The sequence below is a fragment of the Klebsiella sp. BDA134-6 genome, from assembly GCF_015601345.1.
GTDB classification, from domain to species: Bacteria; Pseudomonadota; Gammaproteobacteria; order Enterobacterales; family Enterobacteriaceae; genus Klebsiella; species Klebsiella grimontii.
On record NZ_CP064784.1, the window covers coordinates 4425830 to 4452790 of the forward strand.

General features: G+C 55.3%; 23 protein-coding genes. 5 read left to right on the forward strand and 18 right to left on the reverse strand.

The genetic code is table 11. The features are described from left to right. Nucleotides 1-7 precede the first annotated feature (7 nt). The 3 genes from iscS to trmJ all read right to left on the reverse strand — a co-directional run bounded on the left by iscS (nucleotide 8) and on the right by trmJ (nucleotide 2855). The gene (iscS, locus tag IYV58_RS20380; protein ID WP_004134936.1) at nucleotides 8-1222 is read right to left on the reverse strand and encodes a cysteine desulfurase; all 1215 of its coding nucleotides are present in this window, start codon (nucleotides 1220-1222) and stop codon (nucleotides 8-10) included. A 177-nt stretch (nucleotides 1223-1399) separates the two neighbouring features. Beyond that, nucleotides 1400-1891 (reverse strand): Fe-S cluster assembly transcriptional regulator IscR, encoded by a 492-nt coding sequence (iscR, locus tag IYV58_RS20385; RefSeq protein WP_004104510.1) that lies wholly within the window; start codon nucleotides 1889-1891, stop codon nucleotides 1400-1402. 232 nt (nucleotides 1892-2123) lie between these two features. Next, entirely contained in the window at nucleotides 2124-2855 is a 732-nt protein-coding gene (gene trmJ / locus IYV58_RS20390; RefSeq protein WP_004123616.1) for a tRNA (cytosine(32)/uridine(32)-2'-O)-methyltransferase TrmJ, read from the reverse strand. 120 nt (nucleotides 2856-2975) lie between these two features. On the opposite strand from trmJ, the gene suhB reads away from it, so the two are divergent. Further along, nucleotides 2976-3779, forward strand: coding sequence for an inositol-1-monophosphatase (suhB, locus tag IYV58_RS20395; protein ID WP_004123618.1), 804 nt, complete (start codon nucleotides 2976-2978; stop codon nucleotides 3777-3779). A 45-nt stretch (nucleotides 3780-3824) separates the two neighbouring features. Here the strand turns inward: suhB and IYV58_RS20400 are convergent, their stop codons facing one another. The 3 genes from IYV58_RS20400 to IYV58_RS20410 all read right to left on the reverse strand — a co-directional run bounded on the left by IYV58_RS20400 (nucleotide 3825) and on the right by IYV58_RS20410 (nucleotide 6368). Next, nucleotides 3825-4652, reverse strand: a complete 828-nt coding sequence (locus tag IYV58_RS20400; RefSeq protein ID WP_087828488.1) for a hypothetical protein — start codon at nucleotides 4650-4652, stop codon at nucleotides 3825-3827. Nucleotides 4653-4758: 106 nt separating this feature from the next. Further along, nucleotides 4759-5739 carry a nickel/cobalt transporter gene (locus IYV58_RS20405; RefSeq protein ID WP_049122992.1) on the reverse strand — a complete coding sequence of 327 codons (981 nt, stop codon included), beginning with the start codon at nucleotides 5737-5739 and terminating at the stop codon, nucleotides 4759-4761. Next, on the reverse strand, nucleotides 5730-6368 hold the full coding sequence (locus IYV58_RS20410) for a DUF1007 family protein (RefSeq protein WP_049115871.1): 639 nt from the start codon (nucleotides 6366-6368) through the stop codon (nucleotides 5730-5732). The genes IYV58_RS20405 and IYV58_RS20410 overlap by 10 nt, the downstream gene beginning before the upstream one ends. Nucleotides 6369-6492: 124 nt before the next feature. Here IYV58_RS20410 and csiE point away from each other — a divergent pair, with 124 nt between their 5' ends. Continuing rightward, the gene (gene csiE / locus IYV58_RS20415) at nucleotides 6493-7770 is read left to right on the forward strand and encodes a stationary phase inducible protein CsiE (protein WP_032741928.1); all 1278 of its coding nucleotides are present in this window, start codon (nucleotides 6493-6495) and stop codon (nucleotides 7768-7770) included. Here csiE and IYV58_RS20420 read toward each other — a convergent pair. The 7 genes from IYV58_RS20420 to IYV58_RS20450 all read right to left on the reverse strand — a co-directional run bounded on the left by IYV58_RS20420 (nucleotide 7767) and on the right by IYV58_RS20450 (nucleotide 18014). After that, nucleotides 7767-8900: a 3-phenylpropionate MFS transporter gene (locus IYV58_RS20420; RefSeq protein WP_049115870.1), complete on the reverse strand. Its 1134-nt coding sequence runs from the start codon at nucleotides 8898-8900 to the stop codon at nucleotides 7767-7769. The two genes, csiE and IYV58_RS20420, sit on opposite strands and share 4 nt — an antisense overlap. 90 nt (nucleotides 8901-8990) lie before the next feature. Continuing rightward, on the reverse strand, nucleotides 8991-9872 hold the full coding sequence (locus tag IYV58_RS20425) for an aldose 1-epimerase (protein ID WP_142481727.1): 882 nt from the start codon (nucleotides 9870-9872) through the stop codon (nucleotides 8991-8993). 9 nt (nucleotides 9873-9881) lie between these two features. Continuing rightward, nucleotides 9882-10943, reverse strand: a complete 1062-nt coding sequence (locus tag IYV58_RS20430) for a zinc-dependent alcohol dehydrogenase family protein (RefSeq protein WP_142481726.1) — start codon at nucleotides 10941-10943, stop codon at nucleotides 9882-9884. Nucleotides 10944-11034: 91 nt separating this feature from the next. Further along, nucleotides 11035-12033, reverse strand: a complete 999-nt coding sequence (locus IYV58_RS20435; RefSeq protein WP_195729220.1) for an ABC transporter permease — start codon at nucleotides 12031-12033, stop codon at nucleotides 11035-11037. Between the two features lie 27 nt (nucleotides 12034-12060). Beyond that, complete coding sequence (locus IYV58_RS20440) at nucleotides 12061-13575, reverse strand: sugar ABC transporter ATP-binding protein (protein ID WP_195729221.1); 1515 nt, start codon at nucleotides 13573-13575, stop codon at nucleotides 12061-12063. 33 nt (nucleotides 13576-13608) lie between these two features. Continuing rightward, entirely contained in the window at nucleotides 13609-14592 is a 984-nt protein-coding gene (locus IYV58_RS20445; RefSeq protein ID WP_195729222.1) for a substrate-binding domain-containing protein, read from the reverse strand. Between the two features lie 140 nt (nucleotides 14593-14732). Continuing rightward, nucleotides 14733-18014 (reverse strand): DUF5107 domain-containing protein, encoded by a 3282-nt coding sequence (locus IYV58_RS20450; protein WP_195729223.1) that lies wholly within the window; start codon nucleotides 18012-18014, stop codon nucleotides 14733-14735. 115 nt (nucleotides 18015-18129) lie between these two features. Here IYV58_RS20450 and IYV58_RS20455 point away from each other — a divergent pair, with 115 nt between their 5' ends. Together IYV58_RS20455 and IYV58_RS20460 are read left to right on the forward strand one after the other, a co-directional pair. Continuing rightward, nucleotides 18130-19323, forward strand: a complete 1194-nt coding sequence (locus IYV58_RS20455; protein WP_049112990.1) for an ROK family transcriptional regulator — start codon at nucleotides 18130-18132, stop codon at nucleotides 19321-19323. 29 nt (nucleotides 19324-19352) lie between these two features. Then, nucleotides 19353-19820, forward strand: coding sequence for a DoxX family protein (locus IYV58_RS20460; protein ID WP_227631508.1), 468 nt, complete (start codon nucleotides 19353-19355; stop codon nucleotides 19818-19820). A 56-nt stretch (nucleotides 19821-19876) separates the two neighbouring features. On the opposite strand, the gene glyA is transcribed toward IYV58_RS20460, so the two are convergent. Then, nucleotides 19877-21130, reverse strand: a complete 1254-nt coding sequence (glyA, locus tag IYV58_RS20465; RefSeq protein ID WP_004134918.1) for a serine hydroxymethyltransferase — start codon at nucleotides 21128-21130, stop codon at nucleotides 19877-19879. Nucleotides 21131-21454: 324 nt separating this feature from the next. Between glyA and hmpA the strand changes: the two genes are divergently transcribed. Further along, nucleotides 21455-22645, forward strand: coding sequence for an NO-inducible flavohemoprotein (gene hmpA, locus IYV58_RS20470; RefSeq protein WP_195729224.1), 1191 nt, complete (start codon nucleotides 21455-21457; stop codon nucleotides 22643-22645). A gap of 93 nt (nucleotides 22646-22738) precedes the next feature. Here hmpA and glnB read toward each other — a convergent pair whose 3' ends face one another. From glnB to IYV58_RS20490, 4 genes are all read right to left on the reverse strand, one after another. After that, nucleotides 22739-23077: a nitrogen regulatory protein P-II gene (gene glnB, locus IYV58_RS20475; protein ID WP_002914032.1), complete on the reverse strand. Its 339-nt coding sequence runs from the start codon at nucleotides 23075-23077 to the stop codon at nucleotides 22739-22741. Nucleotides 23078-23142: 65 nt separating this feature from the next. Continuing rightward, nucleotides 23143-24480 carry a two-component system response regulator GlrR gene (gene glrR / locus IYV58_RS20480; RefSeq protein ID WP_004123653.1) on the reverse strand — a complete coding sequence of 446 codons (1338 nt, stop codon included), beginning with the start codon at nucleotides 24478-24480 and terminating at the stop codon, nucleotides 23143-23145. Continuing rightward, nucleotides 24467-25171 (reverse strand): two-component system QseEF-associated lipoprotein QseG, encoded by a 705-nt coding sequence (gene qseG, locus IYV58_RS20485; protein ID WP_049112993.1) that lies wholly within the window; start codon nucleotides 25169-25171, stop codon nucleotides 24467-24469. Before qseG ends, glrR begins: the two co-directional genes overlap by 14 nt. A 20-nt stretch (nucleotides 25172-25191) precedes the next feature. Further along, the gene (locus tag IYV58_RS20490; protein WP_112165712.1) at nucleotides 25192-26622 is read right to left on the reverse strand and encodes a sensor histidine kinase; all 1431 of its coding nucleotides are present in this window, start codon (nucleotides 26620-26622) and stop codon (nucleotides 25192-25194) included. Nucleotides 26623-26961: the final 339 nt, after the last annotated feature.

A 26961-nucleotide genomic window follows, 5' to 3' on the forward strand; every position in this document is an offset into this window, starting at 1 on the left:
TGCCGAATTAGTGATGTGACCATTCAATGCTGTTCAGATCCACGCCCTGCTTGAACATTTCCCACAGCGGAGAGAGTTCGCGCAGACGACCGATTGAATTGCGGACCAGATTGATGGTGTAGTCAATCTCTTCTTCGGTAGTAAAACGACCTAAAGAGAAACGAATAGAGCTATGCGCCAGCTCGTCGGTCATCCCCAGCGCGCGCAGCACGTAGGACGGCTCGAGGCTTGCGGAAGTACAGGCTGAACCGGAAGAGACCGCCAGGTCTTTCAGCGCCATAATCAGCGACTCGCCTTCAACGTAGTTAAAGCTGACGTTGAGGATATTCGGCGCGCCCTGCTCAAGGTCACCGTTGAGATAAACCTCTTCCATATCTTTCACGCCGTCCCACAGACGGTTACGCAGGCCGCGCAGGCGGGCCATTTCGCTTTCCATCTCTTCTTTCGCGATACGGTAAGCTTCACCCATACCGACGATCTGGTGGACAGGCAGCGTACCGGAACGCATGCCGCGCTCGTGACCGCCGCCGTGCATCTGCGCTTCGATACGAATACGCGGTTTACGACGCACGTACAGCGCGCCGATGCCTTTCGGGCCATAGATTTTGTGGCCGGAGAAGGACATCAGGTCAACTTTCAGCTGGCTCAGGTCGATAGGCAGTTTGCCCACGCTCTGGGTCGCGTCAACGTGGTAAATGATACCGCGGGCGCGGCACATCTCGCCGATGGTAGCGATATCCTGCACCACGCCGATTTCGTTATTCACGTGCATAATGGAAACAAGGATGGTGTCATCACGCATCGCGGCTTCCAGTTCTTTTAAATCGATAATGCCGTTACGCTGCGGGGCGAGGTAGGTGACTTCAAACCCTTCGCGCTCCAGCTGACGGCAGGTGTCCAGCACGGCTTTGTGTTCGGTTTTGCTGGTGATGATGTGCTTGCCTTTTTTCTGATAAAAGTTGGCTGCACCTTTAATCGCCAGGTTATCGGATTCCGTCGCGCCGGAGGTAAAGACGATTTCGCGCGGGTCGGCACCGACCAGCTCGGCAATCTGATTACGGGCGATATCTACCGCCTCTTCAGCCTGCCAGCCAAAACGGTGGGAACGGGAGGCCGGGTTACCAAAGGTCCCGTCCAGAGTCAGGAACTGCATCATTTTCTCGGCAACACGCGGGTCCACCGGCGTGGTTGCGGAGTAATCGAGATAGATCGGTAATTTCATTGCTCTATAAACTCCGTACATCGCTTCAATGCAAGGAATCAGGCAACCGGCTGGATGTACGACCGAGTACACAGGATGGCGGAGCATCCCGGCCTGATTCGAAAATCTTTTTTATCTTTTTGGCTCAGCTCGTTTCATCTTGCAGCCAAATAGCTGCAAGATGAAATTGAACGAGAACTACGCGCGCAGTTTAACGTCGATAGCGTCCTGAGCGCGGGTATTACGCTGGGATTCATGGTTGTGCTGACGACCGGAGACATCAAGGATTTCCTGGTTATTCACCAGTTCGCCCAGCGTGATGTTATTCAGAAAACCGGTCAGTCGCTCGCTCAGATCGCGCCACAGCGCGTGAGTAAGGCACTTATCGCCGCCCTGGCAGCCGCCTTTGCCCTGACAACGGGTGGCGTCAACGGATTCGTCTACTGCGCTGATAACTTCGCCAACCGCGATGCTACCCGCTTCTTTACCTAACAGATAACCGCCGCCTGGACCACGTACGCTGGAAACCAGCCCATTTTTGCGCAGGCGAGAGAACAGCTGTTCCAGATAGGAAAGCGAAATTCCCTGACGCTCTGAAATATCAGCCAACGGAACCGGACCCGATTCAGAGTTGAGCGCAACGTCAAGCATCGCGGTCACGGCATAACGCCCTTTAGATGTCAGTCTCATGTCTTACTTAACCTCAAACTCGCCCCTGCCCGGGCTTTTTATTAATATGGGTATTGCATAGCAAGGCAAGTCTGACATTCCCGAGTAAATTGGTCAACTATTTACTTGACTGTTTTAGTCAGGTATTTGGCTTTCCGTGCCGTTTTACTTAAGCGCGATCTGATGCCCTCTCCCATAGGGGAGGCGATCGCTAGGCCGGGTAAGCGCAGCGCCACCCGGCAAACAGACGGTACTACTCTTTATTCTTCTGCTCAATTGACGCCAGCATACCGCGCAGGATGTTCAGCTCCTGGCTTTCCGGGCGGGCGCGGGTAAACAAACGGCGCAGTTTGTTCATCACCTGGCCCGGATGACTGGCGCGGATAAAGCCGGTTGCCAGCAGCGTCTGCTCCAGATGGCCGTAGAAACGCTCTAAATCATCCACCAGCGGATACGGGGTTTCTTCATGCTCGACGACGGGCTCATTTTGCTCCTGCGCCGCCAGCCATGCCATACGCACTTCATAGGCGATGACCTGCACCGCCATCGCCAGGTTCAGCGAGCTGTATTCCGGGTTAGCGGCAATCGCCACGTGATAGTGACACTTCTGCAGCTCTTCGTTAGTCAGGCCGACGCGTTCACGGCCAAATACCAGCGCAACCGGCGCATGCTGCGCTTCGGCAACGCTTTTCAGGCCGCATTCGCGCGGATCGAGCATCGGCCACGGCAGCGTGCGGGAGCGCGCGCTGGTCCCCACGACGAGGCTACAGCCCGCTAGCGCTTCATCAAGGGTATCAACGATGTGGGCATTGCCAATGACGTCGCTGGCCCCGGCCGCCAGAGCGATGGCCTGAGAATCGGGTTTGACCAGAGGATTGACCAGCCACAGGTTGGTTAATCCCATGGTTTTCATTGCGCGGGCGACGGAGCCCATATTGCCGGTGTGTGAGGTTTCTACCAGTACGATTCGAATATTTTGCAGCATTATGGTTCTTCGGCTAAAGATTATTCGTGCATGCTATCATAAAACGGAGACATGGGCAGATTTCACTGTTACTATATGCGCCGTTTTTTCCCGTTCTTTAACATCCAGTGAGAGAGACCGATGCATCCGATGCTGAACATCGCCGTGCGCGCAGCGCGCAAGGCGGGTAATTTAATTGCCAAGCACTACGAAACCCCTGATTCCGTAGAAACCAGCCAGAAAGGCAGCAATGATTTCGTGACCAACGTCGATAAAGCCGCTGAAGCGATTATTATCGAAACCATTCGCAAATCTTACCCGCAGCACACCATCATCACCGAAGAAAGCGGTGAACATGAGGGTGAAGATCAGGATGTTCAATGGGTTATCGATCCACTGGATGGCACCACCAACTTCGTAAAACGTCTGCCGCACTTCTCCGTCTCCATCGCCGTACGCATTAAAGGCCGTACTGAAGTTGCCGTGGTTTACGATCCAATGCGTAACGAGCTGTTTACCGCAACCCGCGGTCAGGGCGCGCAGCTGAACGGCTACCGCCTGCGCGGCAGCAGCGCTCGCGATCTGGATGGCACGATCATCGCCACCGGCTTCCCGTTCAAAGCAAAACAGCACGCGACCTCTTACATGAATATCCTCGGCAACATGTATACCGAATGCGCGGATTTCCGCCGCACCGGTTCCGCTGCCCTGGATCTGGCCTACGTTGCCGCTGGCCGCGTTGACGGCTACTTTGAAATCGCGCTGAAACCGTGGGATTTCGCGGCAGGCGAGCTGATCGCTCGTGAAGCAGGCGCTATCGTCTGCGACTTTACCGGCGGCCATAACTACCTGCTGACCGGCAACATCGTTGCAGGCAACCCGCGCGTTGTAAAAGCCATGCTGGCGAATATGCGCGAGCAGCTGAGCGAAGCGCTGAAGCGTTAATTTTATCGTTGAGTAAAAAGGGAAGCCTTGCGCTTCCCTTTTTTATTATTTCATCAGATTCACTACAATCCGCACGGTGGTATTTATCGCCATGCACAATATTGCTGCGCCGTTAAACAGGGCAGAATGCGCGCGCCATTTCGGACAATCCGCGTCGCCTATCAGATGATGAATGAAACAAGCGATACCGCCGGTCACTAGCCTGGACAACAGAATCCCGAGCATCGCCGGTGCAAACAGTAACCATCCCAACTGCACAAAGTCGTTTTCGCGTGCGCCGTGCAGCAATAAAACGATTTGAAACGGTAAATAGAACCCTAGCGCGAAAATGAGCGGCAGTCGCAGATTGCTCACCGGGATTTCTGGCGTTTTCACCAGCCGCCAGGCATCGCGAACCAGCGTCAGCCCCAGTACCAGCGTGGCAAAATAGCAGATGTAATTGAAAACTGAGACGAAACGCAGCAGCGTATCGCCCTGGAGATAACGCATCAACCCGACTTGCCAGAACAGAGTCATCAGGAAACCGCACTGCAGGATCCAGCTACGAACTATCCAGCTGAAGAAATCTCTGCGCGACGGCTGGTTATGCAACATCCACGCGACAATGGGCATCTTACTGTACCCGGGGTGCAAAAAAGCCAGTACAAAACCGGCAATCAGCAGCTGGCCGTAAACAGCAACCGGAACGCTTTCTACACTCGTTTGTCCCAGCCCAATAAGATTATACAGAGCCGTATATATGCGGGGGAGCTCGGCAGGCCACCAGCTCGCCAGCTCGGGCCAAAAGAAGATGATTGATAAGCCGACCAGCAGCCCTGCCGCTGCGGATAGAACCAGTGTGTACCCTGAGGTTGGGGATTGATTAACGGTCATTATGACTCCTTGTCACGACCAGGAAAGAAAACTGAAAGCTAAAGCATTGGAGGATAAGCCACAAACAGCCGCCAACACTTTAAGATTTCAGCCCGGTCCAAAGGTATTAAAACGGCCTTAATCCCCCGCCGCTCGGCACTGCACTGCTCCACATAACCACCGCCGCCGCCAGCAAAATCACGCCACCGGCCAGCGCCAGGGTTGCCCAGCCCACCCGCTTCCATAGCACCGGCGCCTGTCTGGCGCTCAGCCTGACCGCCAGCTGGCGAAAACCGTGAACCAGCAGCGCCAGCGCGCTAATGGTAAGCGAGGTTCCCGCCGCCATCGCCATCGCGGCCGCCATCCCCCAGCCAAATACGCCGATAACCTTACTGAACAACAGAACCATAATAGCCCCGGAACAGGGGCGCATTCCCATCGACAGCACGATAGCCAGCCGGGCCCGCCAGTCGTCGCCGCTTTGCAGCCGTTCCGGCGCCGGCAGATGCTGGTGCCCGCAGCCGCAGCTGGCGTGATGAACGTGATGCGCGGTGAAGGCAGTGAATTTAGGCCGGCGCAGCAGTATGCGCAGCTTTTTTAGCGCCCGCCAGCACAGCAAAAGGCCCAGCGCGCCGACCAGCAGATAGCTTCCCTTTTCCAGCCAGAAGCTGCTCAGGTGCAACTGTCTTGCCGGAAGCTGTAGCAGCGTCAGTACCACTACCACTAAAGCGATGGCCACCAGCCCCTGCAGCAACGAGGCGGCCAGGGTCAGGCCAATGCTGGATTTCAGCTTTGACGGATGGGTCGCCAGCCAGGTTGTTATAACCACCTTACCGTGCCCCGGCCCCAGCGCGTGCAGGACGCCGTAGGCAAAGCTAAAGCCCAGCAGCGACAGCCCGGCGGCGGAAGGATTCTCCGCTACCGCCTGCAGAAGCCGACTCAGTTCGACATTCAGCGCGCGCTGCCAGACCGCGCTTTGCAGCAGCACCTGCGGCCAGGCCTGCCATAGCCAGAAGCCAGCCCCTGCCGACAGCAGCAAAAAGAGCGCCAGCGGCCAAAGCTGACGCCAGCGCGGCGAACGGCTGTTTTGAGTAAAAATCAGCGACATTGCAGCGTCACCTTTTGCGCGAAATAATTCCCCAGTTCCATATCCTCCGGCGGCGCATCCGCTTTATCCAGCGACTGCGCATAGGACAACATTTTTTCATTCGGTTTCGGCGTCATCACGTTTGCCGTGCAGCTCGTTTTCATCGCCGCCGGCAGAGCAAAATCAGCGTCTTTGTCATAATACATATCAACATAATAGGTCGGGTCGTAGGTTGAAAAAGTGAAGGTTTGCCCGGCCAGAGGCTGCGGCTTCGCCAGCGGCAGAGTAAAAGTGAGCACCGCCTGGTGGCCGCTGCGCTCCAGGCCATAGCCGTCGGGTCGATTATCAAACTTTACCCGCTGGCCGTTATGCCATAGCTCGCTGAAATAGTGCTGGCCCAGCACGTTCGCCATCACTTCCGCCGCCAGCTTTTTCCAGATTTCGCTACCGGGTTTGGCGCTGCCCGCATCATAGAGCAGATCGGCGGAGGTGATTTCATCCATCGTCCAGCGCATTTTAAAGCCGGTGAGCAGGCCATTTTCCGCCACAGCCTCCGTTTGCAAGCTGATGAAACTGTGCGGATGTGCCGCCGCGGTTAGCGATAAAAACATGAAAAACGCTACGCTGACGCATTGTTTCACTCTCTTCATCTGTTCCTCACGTGAAAAATTCTGTGAACCGCGCCAGCAATCCTGATGTAAAGACGCGGGAGTGCCCTGCTCACCCTGAATACATTAACTACGCTTAACGAAAACCCTAACTGGAACTAACCGGATGATGACAGTGATTGAACCACCATCTGTGCTTTCCAGTCCACAGCGCCGTAGCCAGGTGCTCCTGATGTTTTATCTGCCCGGGCAATCCGTGACGCCCGAATGGCTGGGTAGCCTCACTCAGGTTGATGAGGATACCGCCAGGCAGGACATCGCGGAGACGGGACGCGAAATTCAGCGTTATCACCGCTTAACCCTGACTTCACAAGCGGACGGCAGCTATCGGATGGAAGGCGCTGCGCTCGATCAACGCTTGTGCTTGCTGCACGCTCTGCGCCGCGGGCTGCGCCTGTGCCCGCATTTTGTCAGCCACCATTTTACCCCGGCGTTAAAAACGCAGCTTAAACAGCAGGGTATCGCACGCACGCTATATGACGACACCAATCTCCAGGCCCTGGTGAACCGGTGCGCCCGAACTCTGAACCGGCAGTTTGACTGCCGCGACGTGCATTTTCTGCGTCTTTATTTACAGTATTGTTTACTGCAGCACCACCTTGGGCAGAGCCCCTCTTTCACCCACGAGCAGCAGCGCTGGGCGCAAGCCGCCGCCGAGTTTACCCTCGCGGAGGAGATTGTTCGCCACTGGCAGCGTCGGGTGGCGGCGACGCCCCATGCCGGAGAACAGCTGTTTCTGACCCTGCTATTTATGCTGCTGAAAACCCCCGATCCCATCCGCGACGGGCACCAGCATGACCGGCGCCTGCATCTGGCCATCTCCAGACTGATTCACCGCTTTCAGAACCTGGCGGGGCGGCCGTTCAGCGATGAGCAGGGGCTTAGCGATCAGCTCTATATACACCTCTCACAGGCGCTACACCGCAGCGTCTTCGCTATCGGTATCGATAACGCGCTGCCGGAGGAGATTGGACGTCTGTATCCCCGTTTGATGCGCACCACGCAGGCGGCGCTGGAGGAGTTCGAAGCCAGCTGGCAGGTTCGCTTTAGCCAGGAGGAAGTCAGTTTAATCGCGGTGATTTTCGGCGCGTGGCTGATGCAAAAAAGCGATCTGCAAGAGAAACAGGTGGTTTTGCTTACCGATGATAATCCAGACCTTGAGCAGTCGCTGGAGCAGCAGTTGCGCGAGCTAACCCTGCTACCGCTCAATATTAAGTATTTGAGCGTAAGCACTTTCCAGAAAGAGGGCGCGCCGAAGGAAGTGACGCTGATCGTCACCCCCTATACCACGGCGCTACCGCTGTTTTCACCGCCGCTGTTTCATGCCGACGAGACGTTCAGCGATCACCAGCAGCAGCAGATTTGCAAGATGCTCGAGGCCTAAGCCACCGCTTTTGGCCGTACCACCAGCGCCGGTAAGGCCACCAGCGCCATCACCCAGAAAACGCCCTGGTGCAGATGCTGGTAGAGGAAGCCGGCAAATACCGTCATTACCGCAATGCTGCCGCCCATCGCTACCGCGGAGTAGACCGCCTGCAAGCGGATGACTTCGCTTCCCTGGCGAGCCGCGATATAGCGCATCGCCGCCAGATGGCAGACCGTAAAGGTGCCACAGTGGAGGATCTGCGCGACGATAAGCCAGGGTAGCGCCGTCGTCCAGCCCATCAGCGTCCAGCGAATCACTCCGCACACCGCGGAAAGCAGCAGCAGATCGCGGGCGCTGAAGCGGCGGAAGACCTTTTTGCTCAGCGCGAAAATCACCACTTCCGCCACCACGCCAAGCGACCACAAATAGCCCACGGCGGAGGCGGAATACCCCGCCTCCTGCCAGTAGATTGCGCTGAACCCATAGTAGGCGGCGTGCGCCCCCTGCAGCAAACAGACACAGGCAAGGAAGCGCCAGCTTTGCCGCACCAGAGTGACCCAGGCCGACAGCCCGGCCGCTTCCTGCTGGCGGGATTCTCCCTGCGGCTGCACCGACGGCTTCAACAGCATCCCGAGCAGCATGGAGGCTATACCGACGCTGAGCATCACCAGTATCATCCGGTAGTCATACAGGCTGACCAGCTTCCCAGTCAGCGCCGAGCCAATGACGAAAGCTATCGACCCCCACAGGCGCACGCGCCCGTAGTCCATGGTGATCTGCTTTTGCCAGGTATTCGCCAGCGCGTCGGTCAGCGGCACCAGCGGCGAGAAAAAAAGGTTAAAGCCGACGATAATCACCATCAGCCAGACAACCTGGTGGCCGATCCAAAATGCGAGCGCAAAGAGCAGCGTCAGCAGCGCCAGAATGCGTAGAGAAGAGATAAGACGGGACGGGTCGCTGACCCGCGGCGCAATCAGCAAGCTGCCAAGAAAGCGCGACACCAGCCCGGCGCCGAGCAGCATGCCGATGGTTTCCGGCGTCAGGCCAAGTCCGGAAAGCCAGACGCTCCAGAAAGGCAGGAAGATACCGTAGCTAAAAAAGTAAGTGAAGTAACTAAGCGCCAGCCAGCGCGTGGAGTGCAAGACCATGATTCCCTCCCGAATGGAGGCGACAGTCTGGCGATAAAGCGGAGAAGGTGCAAGATGAAGTTATCCTGCCCGTTTCCGGGCAGGTCAGGCTTAACAAGAATGAATCTTCAGTATCATTTTTTGCCGCATGCTTTCACCCTGTGACAGCATAGTCAACTGACCAAAACCCGGTCGATGGTGATCGTCAGGCGCATGGCTCATTGGTTCAAAGCAGAAGAAATCAAACGCATACCCCTTATCAAACGCCGGGTCGGAAACAAAGACGAAATAGCAAGGCGCAGGCGGCTCGGTAGTCATCAAAAGCTGATACCCCGAATCTGGCTGCTGGATTACCGCCGCGCCATCCCATCCGGAAAAACCATTGTTTACCCAATGCGCGGGCAGCGGGGCTGGCTGATTGAAATCCAGTTCCTGCGGCAAGCTTTCCTGGTGCTCTCCGGTTAGCCAGTGCTCTTTTTCAAGCCAGTATCCGGTGGTATACGCCTGCACGCGGGTTTCCGGCGACAACGGGAAATAGGGATGCCAGCCGAGGCCAAATGGCAGCGAATCGCCATCATTAGTGACAACCAACTCAACCTCAATACCGCCTTCGTTGAGAGTAAAAATCTGCTGCGCCGTGTAGTGATACACGCCCTGACGATGAACATACTCTAACTTAAGCTGCCCGGGGGATTGTTCAGCACAGCACCAGCGATTCAGCCAGCCATCGCCATGAAGGTAATGGCTATCCCATTCAACGTTGGGCCGCAGTTGATGCTCTCCCGTCGGTGAGCAAAAGCGATTCCCACTGACGCGGTTACCGAACGGCACGAGAGGGAAACAAGAAGATTCCACCGCAATGCCGCTTTTCCGTCCCGGGCGCAGTACGGGGATCGATTTTCCCTGGTGCAGCCACCATAGTCCTTCGATCGCGCCGCCCTGCTCCGCAACCTGCAGCCGCAGCGTTCCATTTTCCAGCGTATAAAGCGTCATCTGGCCTCCTTAATCCGGGAAGTTAATTACCACTTTGCCGCATTTACCGCTCGCCATCAGCGCATAGGCCTCTCCCGCCTGCTCAAGAGAAAAACGATGCGTAATAGCGCTATGCGGCCAAAGCTTCCAGTCGGTCAGGTCGCGGGCGCATTTTTCCATATGGAACAGGCTGGTCACCCAGGAGCCAATAATTCGCCGCTGGTGGTGCATCAGATCAGCGCTGACTTCAAACTCAACTTTCCCGGTTTCACCGATATAGACCACCCTTCCCCAGTCCGCGGTCGACTGCAGCGCCAGCAGGCGTCCGGCGGCATTACCGGAACAATCGAGCGCCACATCCGCCCCGCCGCGCGTCAGTTCGGCAATCAGCGCCGGAAGGTTTTCCGTCGTCGCCAGGAATCCGTTGTCCATCACGCCAAGCTGCTTTGCCGTCGCCAGACGATCCGGCAGCATATCAACGCCGATAACGCGCTTCGCGCCGCGCCCTTTCGCCAGCATCATGGCCATCATGCCGACAGGTCCCAGGCCAACAACCAGAACGTTGTCGCTGCCGGAGACTTCGCCGCGCAAAATACCTTCGTAGGCAGTCCCGACGCCGCAGCTAATAAACGCTCCATCTTCATAGCTCAGGGTATCCGGGAGATGAATCAAGTCTTTCTCTTCCGCCAGTAAATACTCTGCATGTCCGCCATCGCGCTGCCAGCCATAGGCCGCTTTCCCCTCCCCGGTACAAGAAATAGGGAAGCCGCGACGGCAGTTAGAGCAGAATCCGCAGCCGGAAATATGGTAAACCAGTACCCGATCGCCCGCTTTAAAGTGGCGGCATCCCGCTCCCGTCTCAACTATTTGCCCGCAGGGCTCATGACCGTTAATAAATCCCTGATACAACGGTTTGTCCGGCGCAGCTGCGGTGCCACGGTGCTGATGATAAATATAATGCACATCGCTACCGCAAATTCCTGATGATTTCATTTTAATCAGGACCTGATTAATTCCTGGGGTTGGTACAGGGACTTCTCTAAGCTCAACGGTGGAATTCCCGGGTAAAAAAGCAGCTAGCATTGTTTTCATAATTCCCTCTATACAAATTAATATACCCTTCATACTTCAAGTTGCTTGTGCGTTGGCTTTCCTGCAACTCGAATTATTTTGGGTACAAACATTAATGTTTGAGTTTATTATTGCGTTGGGTCAGCAATATATTCGCCAGCACCGCCACCACAATAATTAATCCGCGAACAACCTGCTGGAAGAAAGAGTTAATCCCCAGCAGCACCAGTCCATTGCCAATAAGGGTGATGACCAGTACGCCTAATAAGGTGCCAAACAGCGAACCGCGACCGCCCGACAGAGCGGTACCGCCAACCACCACTGCGGCAATAACGTCAAACTCCAGACCGTTTGCCGCCCCCGCATTACCCGAACCAAGCCTGGCGGCCAGCAAAATTCCGGTAATCGCGGCCAGCAGGCCGGAAAGGGTAAAAATCAAAATACGCACCCGCTTGACGTTGATCCCGCAAAGCTGGGCCGCGGTAGCATTGCCGCCGGTCGCGAAAACGGAGCGACCAAACGCGGTCTTGCGGCTGATAAAGACAAAGATGATAAACAGAATCAGCATAATTAATGCCGATACCGGAATACCAAAAAGCTGTCCGCCGAGCCAGTCCAGTACCTCATTTTCATCGATGGGCACCGGTAGCGCATTGGTCATAAACAGTCCCATACCGCGTAATGCGCTCCACAAACCCAATGTAGCCACGAAACTGGGAACGCTGAAAACGCCGCGTAGCACCCCGGCCAGGGTGCCCAACGCGGCTCCCAGCAATAAAACCAGCAGGCAAGCTACGCTAAGCGGTATCTGGAACTGCAGCAGATAGGCGAGGCAGACGGAGATAAACGCCACCATGGGCCCGACGCTGACATCTATCTCGCCGGAAATAATAATCAGCGTCATCGCCCATGCCGCAATCCCGATCGTTGCGGCATCGCGCAGCACGTTCATTTGGTTATTTAAAGAAATAAATCCCGGCGCGTTAAATGAAAAAACCAGATACAAAATAGCAATGACCACCAGCAGGCCAATATCATTAATATGACGGCTGATAAACTGCTTCGGTGTGGTACTTTTGCCTTGCGGCAGCGTTAATGATGAGGCGGACATCGGTGAGTTCCTCAATAAACGTAATGGCTAATGCGTGGATAAAATTGCCGACATTAATTCATCGACGTTGACAGGGGCTACAAGCTCGCGGCTAAACCCGCCGTTTTGCAGCAGCAAAATACGGTCGCAAACTAACGGCAGCTCTTCTATTTCGCTGGAAATGAAGATGACGCTTTTACCTTCAGCGGCCAGTTCCCGCACGATACGATATATCTGCTGCTTGGCTTCGATATCGACTCCGCGCGTCGGCTCGTCAAGGAGCAATATTTCGCTTCCGGCGTAAACCCAGCGCCCAATCACCACTTTTTGCTGATTGCCGCCCGATAAGGTCCCGATTGCCGTTTGCGTATTTGCCGCTTTAACCGTCATTCGGCGCATCACAGCCGCCGTCAACTCCTGGATCCGTTGCCAGTTCAATACCCCACGTTGACTCACCTTATGCCGGTTCGTCATCACCGTATTTTCATCCACACCCAGTAGCGGAATAATCCCCGCCTCTTTACGGTTTTCCGGGGTATAGCCGACGCCGCTTTTTAGCATTGTGGTATATTCCGGCCGCGCAATGGTTACGCCATTCAGCGTAATTTTGCCGCTGGAGAGCGGTTCTAATCCAATGATTGCCTTGAGTAATTCGCTACGGCCTGACCCCAGCAGCCCGGCAATACCCAACACCTCTCCGCGGTGTAACGTAAAGTTAATATTTTGCAGCTTAGGCGGATGGCATAGCCGATCAACCTGCAGAACCGGGGTCGTGAGCGCGATATCAGACTTCACCACCGGGAGATCGATATGCTCTCTGCCCAGCATCAGCGAGACGATTTCCTGAGTTGTCGTGCTCTCCAGAGTGACATCGCCTGCAACCTGACCGTCGCGCATGATGGTTGCGCAGGAGGCGATTCGGCGGATTTCCTCCATACGATGGCTAACATAAATCACCGCCACGCCCAGTGCCGACATCCGTTTTACCGCGTTGATCACCAGCTCAACTTCCGCATTAGCCAGCGAGCTGGTCGGCTCATCAAGGATAACCACCTGCGGCTGGCCTTTCATTACGCGGGCAATCTCCACCAGCTGCTTTTGTGCCGGGCTAAGCGTGTCGACCAGCGCATCTGGCGGGACGTCCACTCCGAGAGCGGCCAGCGCTTCAGCGGCCTGGTGGCCCATAAGAGTCTGGTCAACCATGCCGTTACGCCGCGGCCACTGGCCCAGGCAAAGATTTTCCGCCACCGTTAAGCCTTCAACCAGGCTTAGCTCCTGGTATACGGCTCTGACTCCCAGCTCCGCCGCACGCCGCGTCAGCGTTGCATCGTTACCTTCAAGACGGGTTCCACCCAACCAGATTTCGCCGCTATCAGGACTTTCGCTACCGGTCAGCATGCGAATAAGCGTGGATTTTCCGGCGCCATTTTTCCCCAACAGCGCGCGAACCTCACCCTTTGAGAGGGTAAAATCAACGTTATCCAGCGCGACAACGCCGGGATAACGCTTATTGCCTCCGATGATTTCCGCGACCGGCGCCGAACTATTCTCTATTTCCGTCATAACATCGCTACCTCTGTTAGCTGACTGGAGTCATCAAGGCAGGCCATCGACATGCGTTGCCAACCACTGCTTTCCATCTTCAGATTTAACGTAGGTATCGATATCCACAGGGATAATTTTATTTTCCGCCGGGGTTTTATTAATCACGTTCATGGTTTGCGTGAAGACGGCGTTGCCCATTTTCTTACCGGAAATATCCACCACGGCCTTCAGTACCTGATAATTTTGTAACTCCTGAGCGATTTCCGTTGTCATATCAGAACCAAATACGGCAATTTTCCCCACTTTCCCCTGATTACGCACCGCCTTAACCGCGCCCAGCGTCGCACCGCCGGATTCCCCCATAATGGCGTCCAGGTCAGTTGTTGAGATAATCAGCTTTTCGCCCACAGAAATAGCTTTATCGAGGACGGTCCCTTCCTGATTCGCGACTATTTGCATGCCCGGAACGCGAGCTTTTAGCGCAGCTTCGAAGCCTTTACGCCGCTGAACGCACACCTCGAACGCTTCACAGTTAATGACCGCGATTTTTGGCGCGCTGATATTGTTGGCAATAAAATAATCGGCGGCGGCATCACCCAGCTCTTTTCCGAACTCAAGCGGGTCGCCAACCAGATAGGCGGAGACATATTTATCCACGCCCTTCTCATTAATGCAGGTGTTGTAGCAAATAACCGGAATGCCGGCTTCATTGGCCCGGCGAACCGCGCGGCTGCTGCCGTTCTCTGAGACGGCGGAAAGAATGATGGCGTCAACGTTACGCGCAACCAGCGTATCGATAAACGAACTCTCTTTGGAAATATCTCCCTGAGCGTTGGTTTCAATCAGCTGAATTTTGGCCTGGTTCTCTTTGGCTGCATCCTGCACGCCCTGGCGAACGCCGGCATAATAACCCTGTGTATCAAGATAGATAGCCCCGACGGTAACCTCTTTCTCTGCGCTCAAACCCGGCAATGAAATACTCAACAACGTTAACAGTAAACATGAAAAAAATGAGACTGCTTTGTTTTTAGACATACGTGCCTCCTGTAGGGTCAGGCATTTATTGTTGTTTGGTTCCGGCGGCAAACGGGCATGCCGCCGAACGATTTCACATATTCTAAACATCTCGGGAAAAGCGGCGGGTCAGGCCGCTCAAAAATTACAGTAAACGCTCTTTAGTTAATGAGGTGCAGTACAAACGGTATTGTCTCCCGAAATAGTGCCGCCTTCGCCCAGGCTGGATTTAGCGCTTCCAGGCCGGACAGCGCCTGCTGGTATCGCTCCCCCCCGCCCAGTCCAGCTGTCGCCAGGGTGCGCACGAACAAACATTTCTCCTGATGCTGCTTTTGAATATCGGCATAGAGCGCGAGCAGATCCGGCTGAGATACCGCAAAGAAGTCTGCCTCCACCTGTTCCACCTCCATATGTTGCGACCACTGCAACATATCGCTGAAAAGTTGGTTGCTGGCCAGGTGTTCGCCAATCATCCGCAAGGCAATACCTTGCCAGAAGAGGTAATCCACTGGCTGATCGTTGTAGTAGCTGTGAATATTGATGGTCCTGTCACCCAACGCGGCCTTCTGAAAGCACTCAACGGCGCGCTCTTCCCTGCCCTGCTGCCTGGCGCATATACCCAGCCAAAACCAGATATCGTTATCGGTTTGCCCCGGTAGCCGCCCTTCGCTAAGGTTATCCGGATAGTGCAGCGCACAGAGCAGCAGCTCCTCGGCCTGCTGCGGCCGCTGCTGCTGAATATGCTGCCAGGCCCGCAATAAGTGATTGATAATAAACTGGCTGGTGATTTTTCCTTCACCACCTTCCCACGGGTGAAATTTACGCGAAGAAAGGACATCAGCCGCTTGCTCACTCTTCCCGGCAAGATGCCAAAGATGCAGGAGCTCCGCGGTTAAATCATCGCGCTTCAAAGCCGTAGCGAGATGAGCTTCCAGGCGGTTAAGGCGTTTTTCTGGCTCTACGCCAGTGAGCTTATCCAACAGGTCGCGTTCAAACAGGAGTCGCGCATCTTCCGGCTGTTGTTCGCAAGCTTTATCGAGGCAGGTGGCTGCCAGCTCCGCATCAGCGTGTTTATTCCATGCATGAATCGCCAGCCCTCGCCAGGCGTCAGCAAAATCAGGCGCCATTTCAACGCAGCGCTGCCACAGGCGTATCGCTTTCTCATAGTTACGGCGGCTGTAGTGGAAACAGGCGAGCAGGTGCTGAGCAAAATAGCACTCGGACACATTCTCCAGCGCCGCGACTTCTACCAGCAGATTGGGGAAGCGTACGAAGTCAGGAAATACCTCGCGGGCGCGGTTTATTAGCGCTATGCGTTCATTCCCCTGGCCCAGACTGGCTTGTAAATAGAGCGGCAGCGTTTTCTGGCAGTTGAGCTTCGCCAGCACATCCTTCGCCCGATCGGCCATTCCCCAGCTCAGCAATAATCCAGCGGTTTGCAGGGCATTAATATCCCGCGACTGGCATACGCCAACCCATTGCGCGTAATCCGGCTCCGCTTCTGAGAGCGTCGCCTTTATCCACCAGAGGGTAGGATTCAGAGGATAGTCACGCAGCAGTTTTGCAATCTGCTCCTGCGCCTCGGCGGGACGGCCGGTGAAATGCAGTAACAACGCTTCCAGAGAAAGCACATCCTGATTGGTCTGGCATGCCAGCAAACTTTGCCGACAAAAATTCAGTGCATCGTCATAACGCTCGTTTCGTGTAGCCAGCCTGGCAAGCCCATAATACCCTCCCGCCTTGCTGTTGCCGCTCCATACCGCGCGCCAAAAATCCTCCTGCGCATCATGCCACTGCTGTAACCGTTCTCTGGCGCTGGCGCGGATCATACTGGCCTGACCGCACTGCGGGTTTTTATTTAAACGATGCGCACGCACAAGCGCCTGGGTCGCGTAATCGATCGCTCGCGGATAGTCGGCACGATTATATTCCAGCATCGCCAGCGCCAGGTTGCAGCGGTAATCCTGTGGATCCAGCTCAATACCGCGCAGGTAATAGTCGAAAGGTGAACGGCTGGCATGGTTATACTGCTCCAGATGCTGGCCGATAAACCATGCTTCATCCACGCTGACAATCTTATCCGCGCTTAACGGGGCTTTCGCCACTTCCGGCAACGGAATTTCCTGCGGCTGATGTTCCTGATAGCGCAAAACGCACTTACCCTGGCTATCAAGCAATTCCATCGTCAGGCGAGCAGCAGCGATACCGGCAAGCGTTCCCTGAACGGCGGCGCATGGCGTCAGCTCAATCATTTCATCCAGCAGAGGCTGCGGGTTACCCTCTTCGCGAACGGTAAGACGATACGCGGTAAGAGGGGCAATGGCATAGACGCCCCAGGCAATGCCGTTATTTTCGCGTTGTAGCTTAATCACCGCATCGCGCGAAGCGTTCTGCACCATGCCCAGTGAGTGATAAGGCAGGAAATATTGCTCAAAACGTTTTTCTTCAAACGGATCGAGCCAGGTAAAATCCGGCTGGTTATCGGCAAAAATACCGGTCATCAGTTCGATATACGGCCCGTTCTCATCGGTCAGATTTTTATCCCATGCCCGGCCAAATTCGCTATAGCCCCAGCTCCACTGCTTTTTCCCCGGCGCGATATGATGATCCGCAACGTGCAGCAGCCCGCCATTTTCATCATGGCACCAGGCGCCGACAAAATCGTACTCTGACTTTTCCGCCATGTAGGAGGTCGGCACAGGGACGTTCTTATAGCGCGAGATATCGACGCCCGCCGAGTAGTCCACCTTGTAATAAGTGCCAGTGGCGATGGGGAAGGCTGAAACCGCGCGTTTGCCGTGATCGAATACCGCATTGACGTCCGGCGGGAATACGCTTTGATGCCCGTCGCCGCCTTTCACCGCCGGATTCGCCCACCATAAGAAATGACGTGGGGTCGCGTTGCTGTTGTAGACCCGGCTGCCAATCTCCAGCGCCGCACGCTCCGGGCGCAGCGTAAATCCGGTCATCACCTGGAGTCCGTGCATCGGCTCGGTCTCGCCAACCCAAACGGTTTTTGAACCATCTTCATTTTCGCTAATGGTAAAGTCCACCGGCATATAGGTCGTCGGGCGATGGTGCTGCGGCCAGTTGAACTCTATTCCCCCGGAAATCCATGGGCCAAGCAGTCCCACCAGAGCAGGCTTGATGACATCATTGTGATAAACGAAATCACGCTGTCTGACCTTATCCCACGCGCGATGTACGCGCCCCCCTAGCTGGGGCAGGATCATGACCTTGATATAATCGTTTTCCAGCCATACTGCCTGCCAGGCTTTTAGCGTTTTATCCTCGCTCAGCGTATCCGTCACGCCATAGGGATACACGGCCCCGGAAGACCCCTGATAAACCCGATTTTCCAGAAACATGGGGTGAATATCCTGCGTCCCCGTTTCATAGGTCGGAATATGTACCGTTTCCTGCCAAACGTTTACTGAACTCATAATGCCCTCAAAGTTAACAAGACATACTGAAGTGAAATAATGAGAGCAGTTTAATAGACAGAATCAGCGTATTTACGCACAATAATCACGCAATTTAGTTAACAAGGTTTAGTTTATGAAAGCCTGCATTAACAATCAGCAAATTCGTCATTACAACAAGGGCGTGCTTCTGGAGTATCTGTACCGCAAGAAGCGAGCCAGTAAATCGACGCTTGCAAGACTGGCGCAAATCTCTATTCCCGCGATCAGCAATATTCTCCAGGAGTTGGAGGAGGAAGGACGGGTCGTAAACGTACAGGACGATCGCATTTCACGCGGCCATAGCAGCGGAGCCTGGCTTATCGCCCCCGATGGAGAATGGACGTTATGCATGAATATCACGCCAACCAGTATTGAGTGCCAGCTTGGTAACGCCTGCCTGAGTCCGAAAGGCGATGTGGAATACCATGCGATTGATGCCCCTAATCCCCAGGCATTACTTACCGCCATTGAAAAATGCTGGCATCAGTACCGTAAGAACTGGCCCAATCGCAAAATCAATCTGGCGCTGGCGGTTCATGGCCAGGTTGATGCGGGAACCGGCGTATCGCAGACCATGCCGCAGGCGCCCTGGAAACAGCCGGTAGAGATGAAATATCTACTGGAAGAAAAGCTCAACGTCCGCGTTATGGTCGATAACGACTGCGTGATGCTGGCGCTGGCTGAGAAATGGCAAAATGATGGTCAGTATCGCGACTTCTGCGTGATCAATGTCGATTACGGGATTGGCTCTTCGTTCGTTATCAACGATCAGGTATGGCGCGGCAGTCTCTATGGTAGCGGACAAATCGGTCACACGATTATCAATCCTGACGGCGTAGCCTGCGATTGCGGACGCTACGGTTGCCTTGAAACCATCGCCTCTCTCAGCGCACTAAAAAAACAGGCTAGGGTATGGTTAAAGACCCGTCCCGAGCTCGCCGATAATCCTGAAGAACTCACCATTGATGCATTAATAGAGAAATGGCGACAGGGAGATCCCCGCCTTCGTACCTGGGTTGAAGATTCGGCAAACGCCATCGGACTGAGTCTCTACAACTTTCTGAATATATTGAATATAAATAACATCCTGCTTTATGGTCGTAGCTGCAGCTTTGGGGAAGAGTGGCTAAATATCATTATTAGACAGACGGGGTTTAATCCCTTCGATCATCGCGACGCGACACGTACAAGGGCCACCCAAATCGGCTTTGGCAAGCTAACCCGCGCGCAGCAGCTGATGGGTATCGGTTATCTCTACGTTGAGGAGCAACTACAGACGCTGCGTTAATCATCAGGGGGACGTGGCGGAGCGCAAATTTGTGTATTACGTTTAAATCACACGTCTCTCATAACGAGCTGATTATGAACACACTACGCTATTTTGATTTTGGCTCTTCCCGCTCCCTGCTGCTATTGATCGCCCGTATCGCGGTGGTGGTGCTGTTTATTCTTTTCGGCTATCCCAAGCTGCTCGGCTTTAGCGGCACGGTGCAGTACATGGCCTCCTCCGGCGCGCCAATGCCGACGCTTGCGGCCATTATTGCCATCATTATGGAAGTGCCTGCGGCTATTTTGATTGTGCTGGGCTTTTTCACCCGACCGCTGGCGGTGATCTTTATTTTTTATACTCTGGGTACCGCAGTTATTGGGCATCACTACTGGGATATGTCCGGCGATGCAGTGCTGCCGAACATGATTAACTTCTGGAAAAACGTCAGCATTGCCGGCGCCTTCCTGCTGTTAGCAATAACCGGGCCCGGCGCCATTTCGCTCGATCGACGCTAATCTTCAGACGCAAAAAAGGCCGCAATTGCGGCCTTTTTAATTTCAACGGCTAACGATTATGCATAAACCGGGAAGCGGGAGCAGATGTCCAGCACTTTGCCCTTCACGCGCTCAATGACCGCTTCATCATTGATGTTGTCCAGTACGTCGCACATCCAGCCAGCCAGCTCTTTCACTTCCGCTTCTTTAAAGCCGCGACGGGTGACCGCCGGAGAACCGATGCGGATACCGGAGGTCACAAACGGGCTCTTCGGATCGTTCGGTACGCTGTTTTTGTTCACGGTGATGTTAGCGCGACCCAGTGCAGCATCAGCTTCTTTACCGGTCAGATTTTTATCGACCAGATCCAGCAGGAACAGGTGGTTTTCAGTGCCGCCGGAAACCACTTTGTAGCCGCGGTTCAGGAACACTTCGACCATCGCTTTGGCGTTTTTCGCTACCTGCTGCTGGTAAACTTTGAACTCTGGCTCCATCGCTTCTTTCAGCGCAACCGCTTTCGCCGCGATAACGTGCATCAGCGGGCCGCCCTGGGCGCTCGGGAATACGGCAGAGTTCAGTTTTTTGTACAGTTCTTCGCTACCGCCTTTCGCCAGGATCAGGCCGCCGCGCGGACCCGCCAGGGTTTTATGGGTGGTGGTGGTCACCACGTGCGCATGCGGAACCGGGTTTGGGTACACGCCTGCGGCAATCAGGCCGGCAACGTGGGCCATGTCGACGAACAGGTATGCGCCAATGCTGTCAGCGATTTCGCGCATTTTCGCCCAGTCAACGATACCGGAGTAGGCAGAGAAACCACCGATAATCATCTTCGGTTTGTGTTCCTGAGCCTGCTTCGCCATATCTTCGTAGTCAATTTTACCGGACTCATCAATGCCGTAAGGAATGATGTTATACAGTTTGCCGGAGAAGTTGACCGGGGAGCCGTGAGTCAGGTGGCCGCCTTGCGCCAGGTTCATACCCAGCACGGTGTCACCCGGCTGCAGCAGAGCGGTATAGACCGCGAAGTTAGCCTGAGAGCCGGAGTGCGGCTGCACGTTAGCGTAGTCAGCGCCAAACAGCTCTTTCGCGCGATCGATAGCCAGCTGCTCTACGATATCGACGTATTCACAGCCGCCGTAGTAGCGCTTACCCGGATAGCCTTCAGCGTATTTGTTAGTCAGCTGAGAGCCCTGCGCCTGCATAACGCGTGGGCTGGTGTAGTTTTCGGAGGCGATCAGTTCGATGTGCTCTTCCTGACGTACTTTTTCTTGCTCCATAGCCTGCCACAGTTCGGCATCATAATCGGCAATGTTCATTTCACGCTTTAACATCCGCATCTCCTGACTCAGCTAACAATAGAATTTCGGCCTTAAAAGGCGGTCCGATTGGACAACGGCCCACAGTATAACTGAATCATTCTGTGATAACAGGTCTTGACAAAGGATTTTACGCAAACGATTGGCTCCGCATAACACAAGGCTTTGAGCAATAAAGCTCCTGCAATTATCAACGGATTTGTTTTCAGGTTTGTGATGCAAATAATTCATGTTGCCACTGCCGTAGGGCAAAGCGTTAAAGAACCATTTACAAAGCAGGGGTATTTTTATAAGATGCATTTAAAATACATCATTAAGATAACATACAAGGAAGCTGCTATGCTCGACGCGCAAACCATCGCTACGGTGAAAGCCACCATCCCCCTGCTGGTTGAAACCGGTCCGAAACTGACCGCCCATTTTTACGACCGCATGTTTGCTCATAATCCCGAACTCAAAGAAATCTTTAATATGAGTAATCAGCGCAACGGCGACCAGCGCGAGGCGCTGTTCAACGCCATTGCCGCCTATGCCAGCAATCTTGAGAACCTGCCCGCCCTGCTGCCGGCGGTGGAAAAAATCGCCCAGAAGCACACCAGCTTTCAGATCCAGCCTGAGCAGTACAATATTGTCGGTACCCACCTGCTGGCCACCCTTGACGAGATGTTCAGCCCCGGCCAGGAAGTGCTGGATGCCTGGGGCAAGGCCTACGACGTACTGTCCAACGTCTTTATTAACCGTGAAGCGCAAATCTACCGCGAAAGCGCCAGCAAAGCCGGCGGCTGGGAAGGCACCCGCGCCTTCCGTATTGTCAGAAAAACGCCGCGCAGCGCGCTGATTACCAGCTTTGAGTTTGAGCCGATCGACGGCGGCGCGGTCGCTGAATACCATCCGGGCCAGTACCTGGCGGTCTGGCTGAAGCCGGAAGGTTTCCCGCATCAGGAGATTCGTCAATACTCCCTGACCCGTAAATCCGATGGTAGAGGCTATCGTATCGCGGTTAAACGCGAAAAGGGCGGGCAGGTTTCAAACTGGCTGCATGGTTCCGCGCAAGAAGGCGACGTGATTTATCTGGCCGCGCCGGCCGGCGATTTCTTCCTCAACGTGGCGCCGGAAACGCCGGTCACGCTGCTCTCCGGCGGCGTCGGTCAGACGCCGATGCTGGCGATGCTGGACACGCTGGCAAAAGCACAGCATCCGGCGCAGGTGAACTGGTTCCACGCGGCAGAGAACGGCGACGTGCACGCCTTCGCGGACGAAGTGAAAGCTCTGGGTGAAACCCTGCCGAGGTTTACGTCTCACGTCTGGTACCGCAGTCCGAGCGAAGGGGACCGTGAAGCCGGCGCGTTTGATAGCGAAGGTTTGATGGATTTATCGGCCCTGGCCGACAGGATTGGCGACCCGCAGATGCAGTTCTATCTCTGTGGCCCGGTGGCGTTTATGCAGTTTGCCGCACAGCAGCTGGTTGAACTGGGCGTCAATAAGGACAACATCCATTACGAATGTTTCGGGCCGCATAAGGTGCTGTAACCCAGCATAATAACCCCGGTAGCGGTGCGCTTACCGGGGCTACAAATCTGGATGGAATTGAACTTCTTAAGCCATCATCCGTTTTTTTTAAGCTTAAATCGCCGCGTCGTCTTCTTCGCCGGTGCGGATACGAATCACGCGCGCGACATCGAAGACAAAGATCTTACCGTCGCCGATTTTGCCGGTCTGCGCCGTACGGATAATGGTATCCACGCAGGTGTCGACGATATCATCGGTGACAACGATTTCGATTTTTACTTTCGGCAGAAAATCCACCATATACTCCGCGCCGCGATACAGCTCGGTATGCCCCTTCTGGCGGCCAAAGCCTTTCACTTCCGTTACCGTCATCCCAGTGATGCCGACTTCGGCCAGCGCTTCGCGCACGTCATCCAGTTTGAAAGGTTTAATAATCGCATCAATCTTTTTCATGGTGTTCCTGTCTTTGTCGCGTAACCGGTTGCTAACCGTATCATAACTTGCGTCATCCTACGGAGCTACTCTTTAAAGTCGTTAGCGTCGAGCTCGTGGCGCGACAGCAGTTTATAGAATTCGGTGCGGTTGCGCCCCGCCATCCGCGCCGCATGCGTGACGTTGCCTTTGGTAATTTGCAGCAGCTTGCGCAGGTAATTGAGCTCAAACTGGTTCCGCGCCTCGACAAACGTCGGCAGCGCGGTGTTTTCCCCTTCCAGCGCCTGCTCCACCAGGGCGTCGCTAATGACCGGCGAAGAGGTCAGCGCCACGCACTGCTCAATCACGTTCACCAGTTGGCGCACGTTGCCCGGCCACTTAGCGGCCATCAGCCGCTTCATCGCATCCGTGGAGAACGCGCGCACAAAGGGTTTGTGGCGATCGGCAGACTGGCGCAGCAGATGGTTAGCCAGCAGCGGAATATCTTCCGTACGCTCGGCCAGCGGCGGGATTTTCAGGTTCACCACGTTCAGGCGGTAAAACAGATCTTCGCGAAACTCGCCGCGCGCCATCGCCTTTGGCAGGTCGCGATGGGTCGCAGAAATAATCCGCACATCAATGTCGATGTCGCGATTGCTGCCCAGCGGGCGCACTTTACGCTCTTGTAAAACGCGCAGCAGTTTTACCTGTAACGCAACCGGCATATCGCCGATCTCATCCAGAAACAGCGTACCGCCTTCTGCGGCCTGAAATAGCCCCTCCCGGTTGCTGACCGCACCGGTAAAGGCGCCGCGCGCGTGGCCGAATAGCTCCGACTCCAGCAGCTGTTCGGGGAGCGCGCCGCAGTTAATGGCGACAAAAGGTTTGTCCCGGCGCGGGCTGGCGTTATGGATGGCCTGGGCGATAATCTCCTTGCCGGTACCGCTCTGGCCGTTAATCAGCACGCTCACGTCCGACTGCGCCACCATCCCGGCCTGCTCCAGCAGGCGTTCCATCAGCGGGCTGCGGGTCACAATCGCCTGGCGCCAGCGCTCATCGGTCGTCGGCGCGCTCTGCTCCAGCGCGTCATCAATGGCTTTATACAGAGCGTCTTTATCCACCGGCTTGGTGAGAAAGCTAAACACGCCCTGCTGGGTGGCGGCGACGGCGTCCGGAATGGAACCGTGCGCGGTGAGAATAATCACCGGCATTCCCGGCTGCACCTTCTGGATTTCGCTGAACAGCTGAAGGCCGTCCATCTCGTCCATCCGCAGGTCGCTGACCACCAGATCCACTTTGTCACGGCCCAGCGTGCGCAGCGCCTCCGGCCCGCTCTCGGCGGTCAGCACGCTGTATCCTTCGCTGACAAGACGCATGCCCAGCAGCTTCAGCAGGCCCGGATCGTCGTCCACCAACAGCAGGCGGGCGGGTTTACGGATCGTCATGAATCACCTCCGGGACTTTATCGCTGCCGTGCCCGGCGTCTGAGCTAAAGTTCCCGCCGGGTTTACGGCTGGAGAGCTGGCGCTCAATGTCGGTGAGATTCTCCAGCTTGCGGGTCGTCAGTTCGAGCTGATTGCGTAATTCAATTTCCTGCTGACGCAGCGTCTCCAGCTCCGCATCGCTTGATTGCTGCAGTTTGGCGTAGCGGGAGCGCTCGTCAATCAGCTGAAGCTGCCGGCCCTGGGCATCGCGCCAGAGCTGATAGAGCGGGCGAACCTGGGCGGCGATTTGCGGGCTGAAGGTATCCAGGCTAGCCACCAGATCGCGACGCTCATTGGGCGTAATCTTGGCATCTGCCAGCAAAATGCCGCGCTTAAAGGCATCCTGCCAGCTGTTGTCATCGTGCAGCCGGGCTTCAGCCCGCGCCTGTACCGGAGCAAGGCGATCCGCGCAGTCAATTCCCCGCAGCCAGTAAAGCGGGTTTTTATCGCTGGCCTCACTCTGCAGGGTCCAGATGTCGGCACACTCTACCGAAAGAAAATCGGCGACCTGATGCTGCGGCAGCGCAGAGAGCGTTTTGCCATCCGCGGCGTGTGGTGATGTAGAGGCGGAACATCCCGCCAGCGCCAGGCACGAAATGCCTGACAGCAGCCATCCCCTGAGGGGACGGACAAGTGCGAAGAAGTGGGACATATTCACCCGATAGTTATACGTTATTTTTTTCCAGACTCGGCGACGGGGAGCGTGATACGAAAACAGATAAGCCCGGATTTATCATCAACCAGGCTCAGCTCGCCCTGCATTTGCCGTACGCAGTCGCGGGCAATGCTCAGCCCCAGACCGCTGCCTTTTACCGCCCCTTTACGCTGGTGACTTCCCTGATAAAAAGGCTCAAAAATCATGTTTCTCTCTGCGGGCGGGATCGGCTCGCCGTTGTTAATAACGTCAATGCAAACCTGCTCGCCGTGCCGATAGCTATGGATTCGAATGTTACCGGATTCAGCACCATAGTGCACCGCATTGGAGTAGAGATTATCCAGTACGCTCACCAGCAGAGCAGGCTCCGCTTCGCAAAAACGCTCGCTGAGCACCAGATCGGTATGCATCATTTTAGCTCTTGCCGGCAGGCTGTGGGCGGAAACCACATTTTCCACCAGCTCGGCCAGATTCACCGTCTCACGCGCAATCGGACCATCGGCCTGTTTACGGTTGTAGTCCAGCAGCTGCTCAATCAGCTTTTGCAGGTTGCGGCTGCTGTTATCCAGAATCTCAACGATCTCCTGCTGCTCGGGCGTCAGCGGCCCGGCCACCCTGTCGGCAAGCAGCTCCGTCCCTTCGCGCATGCTGGCCAGCGGCGTTTTCAGCTCATGGGAAAGATGGCGCAGGAACTGATGCCGCTGGGATTCCAGCCAGGCAAGGCGTTCGCTCAGCCAGATAATGCGTTTGCCGACGGAGCGCAGCTCGCGCGGACCGGTAAACAGCGCGGCGTCATCCAACGATTTCCCCTCGCCCAGTCGGTTGATCATTCTCTCAATGCCCTTCACCGGGCCGATAATCATACGGGTAAAAAGCAGAACCAGCGCCAGGCTGAGCAGAAACAGCACCAGCGCCTGCCAGCCGAAGAACTGACCGCGCTCAGCGATTTCCTGCTGCAGCTGCTGCCCGCGCGAATAGACCACCGTTCGGGTCGCCTGAACCATGTCGCTATTGGCGGAGGCAAACGCTTCCAGGCTGGCGGCAGACTTCGCCGCCGGACCGCTATTTTTACACTGCAGCTCGGCCAGATCGTCGAGATCCTGCCGCAGCGCCCGCCAAATTTTCTCATCAGGCAGGACGCCCGCGTGAGCATCGAGCATTTCACTGTAGCGTTGGCGCTGATTCTGATAGACCCGCGCCAGCGTCGGATCGTCCAGCACGCAGTACTGACGGTAGCTACGTTCCATCTCCAGCGATGCGTTAATCATCGCTTCGCTGCGGCGGGCGTCGATAAGAGTGGTACGGTTGATATGCGCCGCCTGCGCGCTCAGCGCGTTGAGGCTTTGCCACGCCTGCCATGCCAGCACCAGCAGCGGCAGCAGGATCAGCACGAAGGATAACGTGACCAGCTGGCGCAGCGAACGGGGGAAAAGGGAGAGTCGCTTCACGGATAGGGTCTCAATCATTAGCTCATGACGATGCTAACCGAGGACGCAATAAACATCTACGCCGGAAATAATAAAGCCAGGCTACGGGAGCCTGGCTTTATTAAGGAATGAGGCGGTGCCTTACTCGACGTTTCGCCCGATGACTGATAAAGCAGAGCTGTTATCAGGAGTTGGACGGCAGGCACCTGTTTGTGCGTCATTCGAAGTTTATGTAGCGCGTCCCGAAGGGGCTGACATAAGAAGGTGAATGAGCCACTGGTTATAATTATGCACGAACTATGCCACATCTCAAAACATTTTATTAACACAATGAAATATAATACTTTTTTACTATTCATG